The 12,621-nt window shown below is 35.4% G+C and carries 6 protein-coding genes; all 6 read right to left on the reverse strand.

Features of this window, described 5'->3' with window-relative positions; all coding sequences use genetic code 11:
- Positions 1 to 505: 505 nt before the first annotated feature.
- Positions 506 to 4,540: a two-component regulator propeller domain-containing protein gene (locus ACFFLS_RS21425; RefSeq protein WP_379687319.1), complete on the reverse strand. Its 4,035-nt coding sequence runs from the start codon at positions 4,538 to 4,540 to the stop codon at positions 506 to 508.
- 52 nt (positions 4,541 to 4,592) lie between these two features.
- A complete protein-coding gene (locus tag ACFFLS_RS21430; RefSeq protein ID WP_379687321.1) occupies positions 4,593 to 6,422 on the reverse strand; it encodes a metallophosphoesterase in 1,830 nt (609 codons plus the stop codon).
- Between the two features lie 236 nt (positions 6,423 to 6,658).
- Complete coding sequence (locus tag ACFFLS_RS21435; protein ID WP_379687323.1) at positions 6,659 to 7,510, reverse strand: DUF4861 family protein; 852 nt, start codon at positions 7,508 to 7,510, stop codon at positions 6,659 to 6,661.
- Between the two features lie 82 nt (positions 7,511 to 7,592).
- Positions 7,593 to 9,389 carry a hypothetical protein gene (locus tag ACFFLS_RS21440; protein WP_379687324.1) on the reverse strand — a complete coding sequence of 599 codons (1,797 nt, stop codon included), beginning with the start codon at positions 9,387 to 9,389 and terminating at the stop codon, positions 7,593 to 7,595.
- Between the two features lie 350 nt (positions 9,390 to 9,739).
- A complete protein-coding gene (locus ACFFLS_RS21445; protein ID WP_379687326.1) occupies positions 9,740 to 10,303 on the reverse strand; it encodes a hypothetical protein in 564 nt (187 codons plus the stop codon).
- A 14-nt stretch (positions 10,304 to 10,317) separates the two neighbouring features.
- The gene (locus tag ACFFLS_RS21450) at positions 10,318 to 12,591 is read right to left on the reverse strand and encodes a GH92 family glycosyl hydrolase (RefSeq protein WP_379687327.1); all 2,274 of its coding nucleotides are present in this window, start codon (positions 12,589 to 12,591) and stop codon (positions 10,318 to 10,320) included.
- Positions 12,592 to 12,621 lie beyond the last annotated feature (30 nt).

The raw sequence follows: 12,621 nt of genomic DNA on the forward strand, positions 1-12,621 counted from the left end.
TCCAAAAGCATCAAAGTAGTGCAACGCACTACGCATTACAATCAGAATGAACAACACCCTGAAAGGGTGAAAACACCAAAGTAGTGCACCGCACTAGGCTTTAACATCGGAATGAATAGCACCCTGAAAGGGTGAAAGCATCAAAGTACTGCACCGCACTACCCGTTAACACGGGGATGAATGCCCAAAAAAAAGGGTGAAAGGTCAACTCTGCGAATATAACAACCCAATACACAATGCTCAAAATATGCTTTCGCCCTTTCAGGGCTGAATTGCATGTCGATTATTCTTCCGTAGTGCGTTGCACTACTTTGATGCTTTTGGCTCTTTCAGAGCTGGATTGTAAAAATTCGTGATTATGAATATGCGTTCTAGATATACGTTGCGTTCCCGTGGTTGAAACCACGGGTTATATTATCAATAACTCGCAAAATTTGTGCTATTTAAAACAAAGAAAAAATCCCAATATATAAGTCAAAATTCGTGAATCCGTGGCGAAAAAAAACTAATTAATAATTTTACTAGGAGGAAAACCAAACTGCTTCTTGAAACATCTACTAAAATAAAGCGGATCATTAAACCCAACCAAATTCGTTACTTCTGAAACATTATACTTTTTAGTTTTAAGCAGTTCAGCAGATTTTTTCAATCGAATGGTTCTAATAAATTCGTTTGGAGCCAAATCGGTTAATTCTTTGATTTTTCTGTATAATTTAGAAGAACTCACGCCCAGTTTATCACACAGAAAATCAGTTGAAAGATCAACCTCACTTAGATTATTGTTGATTAGATTGGTTACTTTTTCCATAAACTCTTCATCGATTGGCGAATGCGTCAGCATGCTGACTTTGCTTTCCACCTCGCCGGAGAATTTCTGTTTCAGTTCTAATCTCGATTTAATCATATTTTCTATCACCGTTTTAAGCAATAAAGGTTCAAAAGGTTTTACCAAATAACCGTCGGCGCCTGTGTCATAGCCTTTTACTTTGTCCATGTTTTCAGAAAGAGCCGTCAGCATTACGACCGGAATATGACTGATAAATTCATCATTTTTAAGTTCGCGACAAAATTCCAATCCGTCCATAATTGGCATCATGACGTCTGTAACACATAAGATTGGTTTAATTTGTCGGCAGATTTTTAGACCTTCCATTCCATTTTCTGCCTCATAAACTTTGTAATAATCAGACAAATAATCCACTAGATATTTTCTGAGTTCGTTATTATCTTCAATTACTACTATTTTTTCTTTAAGGTCTGTATTCTGAATGATTTTCTTAGCTGCTTTTTCAGGAATCAGCATGCTCAGATTATCATTTTTAATAGCATATTCAAAAACCTCTTTATGCTCGTAAGCATCGCGATCAATCGGAATTTCGACTCTAAACGTACTTCCTTTTCCTTGTGTGCTTTCTACAGAAATTGTTCCTTTATGAATCGCTACTAAAGATTTCACCAAAGACAAACCAATTCCAGATCCTGTGTTATTGGCTTTACTGTTAGTCGCTTGATAAAAACGTTTAAAGATTTTCTCCTGACTTTTTAATGGAATTCCGATTCCGTCATCGGTAACCTCAATTACCAAAATGTCTTCAACAGTATCTTTCAACCTTATATACAAATCAACGTTTCCGTTTTTGTTGGTAAATTTTAAGGCATTCGATAAAAGATTGTACAGAATTTTATCGTATTTATCATTGTCTACCCAGCCCTTTATTTCTTCATCTTCGGTAATAAAATTGAGCTTAATCTTTTTGTTATAAGCCATTTCCTTAAAGGAATCGAAGATATTTTTAGAGTACGCCAGAATATCCGTCTTGGTCACTTTCAGTTTTAATTCGCCAGATTGCGCTTTTCTAAAATCCAAAACTTGGTTTACGAGATTCAATAATCTGCTCGCATTTTGATAAATCAGATTGTATCGGCTTTTTTCATAATCAGTTGCATTGCTATTTTCGTCTAAAAGCTGTTTGGCAGGACCTAAAATCAACGTTAAAGGTGTTCTTAATTCATGCGAAATATTGGTGAAGAAACGCAACTTTTCATTATTCAACTTCACATCATGTTCTCTGTTTACTTTCTCGGTAAGCAGTTCCTGTTTTAAACGAATTCTGTTTTTAATTTCTTTTCTAATGAAATAGAAAATTCCAAACAAAATGGCAAAAAACATCAAAAAGGAAGTCGGTGTCAACCAGAATGGAGGTTGGATTTTTATTTTATAAGAAACCGTCTTACTCCAATATCCATCACTGTTGCTGGATCTGATTTTAAAAGTATAATTCCCGGGATAAAGATTAGTATATTGTACAATTCTAGAAGTACTGTTCGCCGTAATCCAATGTTTATCGAAACCTTCTAGCATGTATTGAAACTTATTCAGTTTCTCATTTGCAAAAGACGGAGCCGAAAACTGAAGCGAAAAATTTCGGTTTTTATAGGACAATTCTATTTCTTTACCGTAATTCAGATCTTTTGAAAGCGGAACTTCACCATTGATTTCCATTTCTGGAAATACCTCTTCGTTCTGAATTTTAAACTCAGAAATCACAGGCAATGGCGACCAATTATTTCGCTTCATTGTTGGCGGTGAAAAAGAAATAATACCGTTTTTACCTCCCAGAAAAATATTAGAATTATTGAAATAAAAGAAACCGCTCGAACTGAAAACATCCAATCTGTTACCACTGTTTACGTGATAAATGCTAATATCTTTAAGATTAGATTTTACAAAAGCAATATTATTGTTGTTGATATTGAGCCAAAGATTTCCGTTAGCATCAGATAAAATATCTGTAATCCATTTTCCGGAAAGTTCTTTGAGATTTTTTATTGGTTCAAACTCATTCTTTTTCGGATTGTATAAACACAAACCAAAACGCGTTGAAGCCCAGATTTTTCCTTTTACATCTACTAAAACATCACTTACATTTTCGTCATGAGGCACACCTTTTTCTTTGATAAAAAGTGACGAATAGGTTTCTATTTTTTCTGTATTGATGTTGTATTTCACAACTCCGGTTTCTGTAGCAAACCAAACGTTGTTTTTGCCATCCCTTTCTATCGCATTAATCTGAAAATCGGGCAAAAGTTTGCTAGACGTTTCAACTTGTAGTGTTTTTGTATTCAGAATTACAGCTCCTTCACCAAAAGACCCCACAATCATTTTATCATCTGAAATTTTTCTAAAAGCAAAAACGGGCGATTTCTCAAATCCTGCTTTTATTTCACGAGAAGAATTATTCATATAATTGTAAACCAGAATATTTCCGTCCCAAAGGCCACAATAAAAAATCCTGCCGTCGTCAGAATAAATGCTCGCAATATCTTTTCCGTTATTGTGCAAGGGAGTTGAACCTTTTATGTTAGAAATAAAAAGTCCGTTATGATAAGTCGCTACAATTACTTTTTCGTCATACGTTTTGGCAAAACCTCTAATACGAGGCGCTTGATTGCCTATAGAACGTGAAATGTCTTTGTTTAAAGTAAACTGATTTTCATACGGATCATACTTGTCCAAACCGTCTTCGGTACCGATCCATAAAACTCCTGATCTATCAAAATAAAGCGAGGCAATCAAATTATCGACCAACGAAGTATCATCAGAAAGAATGGAATAATACCATTTATAATTGCCGCTTTGAATGTCTTCTAGTTGGTCGCAAACCAATAATCCGCCCAAAGTTCCAACCCAATATTTTCCGTCAGGCGCACGTGCAACCGAAAGAAAATAAGGACCTAAAGCACCTCTAACTTGCTTGTTTTCAATATATAAATTAGAAAACTGATTGCTGGTTTTATCCAATTTATATAAACCTTCTCGGGTTCCGATAAAAATATCCGATTTAGCATCTTCATAAATAAAGTTGATGTACGGATTTTTGATGTTAGAATTTGGCACAGAAAGCGTGTAATAATTAATGCTTACAACCGCTCCTTTAGCATCCATTGCTATTTTGGCAACAGATGACTTTTCGTAACTTCCAACCCAAACATTTCCTTTTTTGTCTTCAAAAATTTCTTTTACATACTCAAAACCTTTCAGCGGAATCTTCTCAAATCGTTTTTCCTTCAAAAAGAACATATAAATTCCTTTTGTCTTGGTCCCTACCCAAACTCTTTTGAATTTATCAACATAAACTGCCCTCACTTCATCATCAGGAAGACTGTTTGGATCTCCTTTTTTATGAAAAAAAGTAGTAAAAACATGAGTATCCATCTCAAAAAGCGTCAGCCCTTTTCGGGTTCCAATCCATAGATGATTAGAATCTTCATCAAGTTCTAAAGCCGTAATATCATCATTGTATAATTTATTTTTTCCAGGCGTAGAACTCATGTAGTTTTTGAACTGATAACCGTCAAAACGATTTAATCCTGAGAACGTTCCGAACCAAATGAAACCTTTTTTATCCTGTACAATATGTCGTACCGAATTATGAGACAGTCCGTTATTATCGTTATAATGCGCAAATTTTATATTCTGTGAATAAGAATGATAAAAAAAGGCAGAAAACAGGAATAATAAAAGAAATTTTAGTCTCATGGAAATAAATTATATATGCAATTTAATCTTTTTGATTTAATAAATATCAAAATTATTTAACAGATAAATTATCAATCCTGTTATTTTTCAAATCAATTTTAAAATAATTGGAAGGCTCGCCGTTCATGGTCTTCCTGAATATTTCAGCCCATAAAACCATTTTTAGATCATTTGATTTTTTTAACTGACTGCATATCAGCTTGTATTGTTTTAGTCTTTTTTTTCCAATTTTTGAAAAGGCCAGTTCATCAGCACTTTTTAAGCGGTAAAAATCGAAAATCATATCAAATCCTGTCCAAGATTCAAAATCGAAAATAGTGAAAGAATTGGATTTCAAAACAGAATCAATTTCAGTTTTATTCGTATTCAGCAACAATAAATCCTTTCCTGAAAGATTCTCAATCGATTTTAAAAAATCGGCTGGAAAATCTTCCGGTAAAAAGCGTAAACGCACTAATTCTTTTAAATGCCAATTGGTAAACTCTTCATAATCTTTGGCATTCAGAATTTCTTTCTGCCAAATATCTTTGCTTTTAATTTCTTTTAAATGAGCATATTCTTCTTCATAAAAAGGAAACAAACTGTTGAATTTATTGACTTTGCTAATTACAATAGTTTCGACTTCCAAATCAGAATTAGAATGAATGGTCAATATTTTATAAGCTGGCATGTAAGCGGCAAGCGAAGGAGTCTGAATATTAAACAACGTATTTCCTTTTGCAGATGTTCTTACGCCTGTATCGTTAATGTGCATGTGACCTCCAAAATGAACCTGAATTCCAGCATCTGCAAATTGTTGTGCGACTTCTTCATCAGGAACTCTTTGCAATTGCATTTTATTGGCACCAAAAAGCTGTTTTAATTCAGGCGAAGCATCGTCATTAAAGTCAATCATAGGATAATGACTAAAAGCAATCAGTGTTTTTCCGTTTTGTTTCGCTTCCGCGGAAACTTTTTTCACCCAGTTTAAAAGATGGTTTTTATAAATCAGAACGTTATTGTAACCCGTGTTCGCTCCAGAAAAATCATGCGGATTATTGGCTTCTCCTGATAATTTTTCATTCGGAACATACGCATTTGCATCTATTGCCAAAAGCCAAATTCCTTTAATTGGTTCTACCAAATAACTGGCATCGGGCAGATACAAATTAGTATTTTTTATTAGATACGTTCTTTTTTCTAAATCGGATTCTTTTTGAGCCTCTTCAAAATTGTAATTTTCATAGCTGTAGTTAGAAAAAGGAGTTTCCCAATATAAATCGGTTTTCTTTGGAAAAAAACCAAAATCACGCATTTCGTTAATGGTTTCTTTGTAACCCCAGTTTTTTATATCGTTTGTAATAATGGGTTCTAATTCACTTTTGTTTTTGTTGAAATTACTGGAAGAACTGCTGATAATCTGCTCTTTTCCATCTTTTCCTAAAAAATCAGTCTTAACAGCATCTTGTGCAAATGGTCTTACTACATCGTGATTTCCTGTAGTCACATAAAAAGAAAGTCCGTGTTTTTGGGAATATTCATTGAGAATTTTTCGCAATTCGCGAACGTGAACAGGTTGACCGTCATCGCTGAAATCGCCTGGAAGTACTACTTGTTTAATGCCTTTTTTAACAATATCATTCAAAGCTTCTAAAAAAGCGAAATAATTTTCATTGAAAATTCTCGTAGAATGCAACTGCGAATTCATGGTTCGGATATTGGCATATTCGCCCGTTACCGGATTTGGAATTCCGCGATAATTGCTGTCTTCAAATTGGGCAAAAATATCCTGTAAATGAGCATCGGCTATAAAAGCAATCTGAACTTCTTTTTTCGTAGTCTGCTGTGATTTGCAGGAATATAAAGAAAGTAGTAGTACTAATATAGCCGATATTCTAAACATTTATTTTATTTTTAATTTTATGATTATCCGTTATTTGTCCTATTTTTATAAATAGAAAACCTGTAAAATCAGACGCGGATTAAACAGATTCGCTAAAGCAATCCCGAAGGGTCGGGAGCGGATAAAAACGGATTTTTATTAATCTTTTTAAAAATATAAATAGATTATCCGTTTTTATCCGCGTCTTTATGAAGTAAATCTGTTTAATCCGCGTCCTTGCTTAAAGGATAATTCAATTATTTTTTAATGTATGCTTCCAATTTATCTAAAGTGTTTAGTTCTGTTTCTCTTGCACATGAAGATAAAATAGTTGTTTCTATGTTTTTTGCTGGTTTTGAAATCAACAAATACTGTGTTCCATCATCTGTATTTTTTTCAAAATCTTTTGGATTGTATTTAATTGCTCCTCCAACTTCAACAATTTCGGCAGCAACGTCTTCTGGATGTTTTCCCCAAACTGCGATATAATTCGCTCCTTTTTTCGTTGCCGAATCTTTAAAGTAGTTCACTCCTGTTGCAAATTGTACTTTTTCTCCAGTTAAAGAAACTGCTTCCACTTTTGCTTCTCTTTTACCAGAAAATACCGTTACACGAACTAGAATATCCACTTTTTTTCCTTTGTAAGGCACACCCCTTGAAATCATTTCCATCCAGGAAGTGGTATCTGTTTTTCCAACTCTTGCTAAACGATTGGTTACCGGATTTAAAGGAACTAATTTATCTCCGTCCCAAAGTTTTACTCCTCCTAAACCAACAGTTGAAGCTACTTTATAATAATCGGCTCCCCAACCTTCTTTTTGCTGTTCTGGTGTTGGATACCAATTTGCTTTTCTTAATTCTAAACCTGGTTTTGCTTTAGAATAAACGTCGATTGCTACTTTATCGCTAAAGTAAATTCGCAACGCCATCCACTCGTTTTCAACCGCTGGCCCGTGATGTCCAATCGTTTTATATAAATCTCCTGATTCTGAGCCGATATCTGTTAGATACGTAATTTTGTCCGACTTCATATACAAACTGTTGTCCGTATTATTTTGTCCAAAACAAACACAGCAAAAAAGTAAAGAGGTTACAATAGATAGTTTCATAATTTAAAATATTATAGTTTAAGTGTAATTCTGTAAATTTAAAAACAACTTTCTATAATTTGTAAAGAATTTCAATCTAATCTCAAAAAATTGTCATTTGATGATGAAAAGGCGTGAATCCAGTTATATAAACATGCTCTCCATTGGTGCGTAAACTTCCCTGATGATAGGTGTATTGTTCGCTTTCCAGATTTTCGACATTCAAATGCTCGCATTTTCCTGGCCCAAATTTTATGGCATCTCCTGCGGTGGCAACTTCTCCATAACCTGTTTTAAGAAAATAATTCTTCTTTTCATCTGCCGTTGCTCCGTTTACAATGCTTTTTTCATTGAAACACATTTCGATTGTTACCTCGACATTTGGTGGACCATCTACTTTAAAATCCAAACTTAATGCTCCATTGTTCTCCGTAATTTCAATTACGGTAATTTGTTTTTTGACATTGCTTTTTGCTCTCGACTCAAAATCCATTTTGTTCCAAAATCTTCCATCCGATGATTCTGATAATTTATAGTCTCCATCGGGTTTTCGAAATTCAGTAGCAAGAGGCTGATAATAATCTGCTTCTTTGGTTTCGGTCAAAATATATTTGTTTCCTTCTTTTACAATTCCGTTGCTGCTAAAATAGCCCATTCTAAAAAACGAGGTCGAAAGACGCATGTATTTTAAAATAGCCTCCCCTTTTCTGTACATTAAAAAATTAGGATTTGATGATCTTCCTGATACAATCTGAACCGGCTGATCATTTCCTCCAAATAGCGTAATAGATGTTTTCTCTCTTCTGATTCTGGCTAAATTCGAAAGAACAAAAAACTTCTCGAAATCATTTGGAATATTGCTAACAGCGGGAACTTGCTTTTGAAGTTCTTCATTTTCCATAAAAAAGGCCAGCGAATCGGATAAAATATCACTTGTAAATTCTGGAAGTTTTTCGATTGTATTTACCATATAAACAAACATCGGATTTTGAGTACGAATAGCCATATATCGATATTGCCAGTAAAATTTCGTCACTTTCAAAGCCATAAATTGATCCTGTCTTTTGGAATCGACAGTAACCAAATCGCCGTTAGTTTCTGTATAATAGAAATATATAATTAAATTTTTATTTACGATTTCCAATAATTGCGGTCTTTTCAGCAATCTTGCCATCGTAATTAAAGCTTTATCTATTACTGCCGAATAAATACCGCTTCGTTCTGAATAGTGTCCATCCTCGTTAAGATAAATTCCTTCTGCCAGCCATTCGTCAATTCGGTTTACATATCTGACATCCGGATACAGCGCATTAATATTCGCTAAAGCGGCACAAATAACCCATCTGTGATTTGGCGTATGAACGCCTCCAGTTATCATCGCCTCGCCTGCATTTAAAATAAATTGCTTTATTTTTTCGCGAAGTAATGTCAAATCTCGTTGTTTACTTTTATTCAACAATACTGCTGCCGGACATATATATTCTAAAATAAAAGCGGTGTCTGGTGGAGATTGTCTATTTCCGCCTGCATCTAAAGTTCCGTCACTATACTGGTCTTTTAACAAAATAGCTATCGTTTCATTCATCTTTTCAACTAAAAGAGGCGACTTGTAATATTCTGAACCCGAATTGCATAATGAAGCTGACATTACAGTTATAGTATTTGCAATGCCCCGAAAATTATTGAGTCTAATGGAAGGATCTTGTGATGGCTGGTTCAGTAAACTTTTGACTTTGCTATCGTTGTTCTGAACTAGTTTTTTCATTAATTGAAGATCCTCTTTTGAGGCTGTACCATTTGCAAAAAAATCATTGGCAAAAAGAGTATTACTCATCAAAACACCCCCTAATGATAAACTGCTTAATCTGATAAATTCTCCACGGCTCATAGAATGTTTCATAATACTCTCTTAAATTAAATTAATGAAAAAACAGCTTTTACTTCAATTGTTTTAAACATAGATTTCAATGCTTGTTAGAGGCGTTTCACTTGCATAAATGCACATAGTCCTCCAGCAAGAAAATAAGTGCCTTTTTTTCTTAAACTTTAATAAAAATCTTAGCGTCTTTGCGCCTTTGCGAGCTAATTCCTTTTTTAGCGAGATACAAAATGTTTTAATCTCGCAAAGTCGCTAAATCGCAAAGTTTTAACACACATGTCCTATGTGTGAGAAACTAAGTTTCTTTCCCTCTTCTTTTTACGCAATCAAAACTATGTCTCTATGTGTTTAAAAAAATCTCCCCAGTTTTACTAATTCACTACTTTTACCAATATTGGATTGATTCCTAAAGGATTCTTGATTACTTTACAGATCAAAGGAAAGTCAGGATTTTTGATGATCCACATCTCGGTTTCGTCGATCTGTGCCACTACATGGAATGCATCCACGATTTTGCCGTCAATCGATACGCCGCTTTTGTCTTCATTCTTATCCAGAACATAAGTCGTATTGTTATAAACGAAAAAACCGTTTTTTATCAGATCCTGATAAGCAGACTGCGAAATCATAAAGAACGTTTCTGTCGGTTTTAAGTTCAGAACCGGTGCATATTCTCCCTGATTAAAACTTAATTCGGTTCCGTTTTTTACAGCTTCGGGAAGCATAACTATTTTACTTTTTACGCCTCTTGTTTCCAGTTTAAAAGCCAATGCATTGTTGGAAGTTTCAGCCGTAAGCTGTAAAGTTCTCGTTTGCCCGTGAAGCTTGCAGACATAATGCAGTTGGGTATTGTTTTTTAATGTTGGAATGTAATTCTGAGAAATTCCTTTCTGATAAACGATGCAGAAAAGAATCATTAAAAATATATTTTTCATCTTGTTCATCATTTTTATTTTGCTGGTGGCAGAATTGTTGTCCCCCAGGCTGAAGGCTTCGAATCCATTTCTAAAATCAGTTCTCCTCCGTTATTAATATCTTCGTGTAAAATCCAGGCCTTATTGTATGGTTTTCCGTTCAGCAAAGCGGTTTTGATGTATCTGTTTTTATCACTCATTTTTTTGGTAGTGATTTTAAAGCTTCTGCCGTTTTCTAATTTCATAACCGTCTCTTTTATCAAAGGCGTATTGATCAGATAATAAGGCTGTCCCGCATTCGGATACAATCCCATCATGTGGAAAGCCAGCCACGAAGACATCGCTCCTGAATCGTCGTTGCCAGGAAGTCCTTCTCTTGACGTATTGAAATTGTTCTTGATGATGGTTCTGATTCTGTCACTGCTTAAATACGGTTTTCCAATCCAATGATACAGACAAGGCGTCAGGAATGAAGGCTCGTTGGCAACATTAAATAAATCATTATCAAAGAAAATATTCAATCGGTTTTCGAAAGCTTTTTCTCCACCTGATTTTTTTACCAGTTCCGGAATATCGTGCGGCAGGCTGAATGAATACTCCCATGAAGTTCCTTCGTAGAAAAACACGCACCAGTGGCAGACATACCAAGGCGATTCGATAATTACAGGTGTATATTTAAAAGTCGGTTTTTGGATTTTGGATTCTCCGAAAACGACATCATCCAGCCAGTTTCCGTCTTTGTCTTTCGGCATGATGAATCCTTTCGCGCCATTATTTTCATAATCTGCACGCCATAAGTTCTGCCAGCTTTCGGTCTGTTTCATGTACTGATTGTACAATTCTGTTTTACCTAAGCCTTTGGCTACTGTAGCAATATTATAATCGTTATACGAATAATCAATAGTTCTGTTTCCTGCTCGGTCTGTGCCGTAGGGAACGTAACCTAATTTCAGATAATCTAAAAGTCCGCCACGCCCTTCTCTTTCTTCATTTCCTCCCGGAGGCACTGTAGCATCTTTAATCATGGCTTGTAAAGCCAACTCATAATCAATTCCTTTTAAGTTTTTCACAAAAGCATCTGCAATTACAACCTCAGCGTTAGAACCACCTTGAGTTCTTCCGTTGTCGTTGCCGCTTCTTCCTTCGGGCATATAACCTTCGCGCTTGTAGATGTTCAGCATCGCGTTTATGATGTCTACTTTACGTTTAGAATCTATCAAGGTAATTAACGGACTTGAAGTTCTGAAAGTGTCCCAAATCGTATAAAAATCATCGTAATACGGTTCGTCATTTGTCCATAACGGATTTTCTCCTGTTCTATCAACCGGCATTATCATGGTGTGATATAAACCTGTGTAGAACATTTTTCTATACTCTACCGAAGTATCATCCGATAATTTGATTCGGCTTAATAAATCTTCCCATTTGTTTTCTAAAGCGGCCAAAACGGCATTGAAGTTCCAATGCGGGATTTCAGTTTCTATATTGTTTTTTGCTTTCAGTTCGCTTAAAAATGAAATTCCGATTTTGACATTCAGTTCCTCTTTTCCTGAATTTCCGAAAGAAAGCAAAGCTCCTGTCTTCTTTCCGGAATCAAACTGTGCTTTTTGATTATTGTAAAACTTGCCGTCCTTGAAAGTGACAAATTTGGCAATCGGCTGGTCGAAAACGGCCCAAAAATAAACCGTGTACGCTCTTCCGTTGTTCCATCCTCCTCGAATTCGGCTGTAGCCCCTTACTTCTGTATCTGAAACAATTTCTATCTGAGAACCTACAAATTGCTGGGCTTCTCTGGCATCGGGAATTTTTTCTTCTCCAAGGAAAAATCCTGGGTCAATTTTTAATTCTTTTGACTTATTTTTTGGATACGTAATTCTGTAAAACGAGACTTTTTCTCCAGTTGTAATTTCTGTTTTAATATTGTTTTCTTTGAAAACGGTTTCATAATAACCCCGTTTTACATTTTCTTCTGCTCTGAAAGAAGTCTGGTCCATTTTATCCAAAGCTCCCGAAAATGGCATAATCTGGATGTTTCCGTATTTCGGCCCGCCACCGGTTCCGCTCACATGCACCTGGCTGAATCCTGTGACTTCTTTAGGCATCGGAAGCCAGCCGCTGTTCGGGCTTGAGGTACAGTCCGGACTCGGCTTCACCATTCCGTAAGGGCACGAAGGGCCGATGAAGACCCTGCCCACGCCTTCTGAACCGATCATCGGATCGACGTATTGGTGGACGTTTTTTTGTGCACTAATCGTTATTGCAAACAAAAATGATATTCCTAAAAATATGTTTTTATTGTATATTTTCATTACTTATTTCTTTAAGAACTAAAAAACTTT

This window comes from Flavobacterium procerum, from assembly GCF_042431625.1.
Taxonomy (GTDB): Bacteria; Bacteroidota; Bacteroidia; order Flavobacteriales; family Flavobacteriaceae; genus Flavobacterium; species Flavobacterium procerum.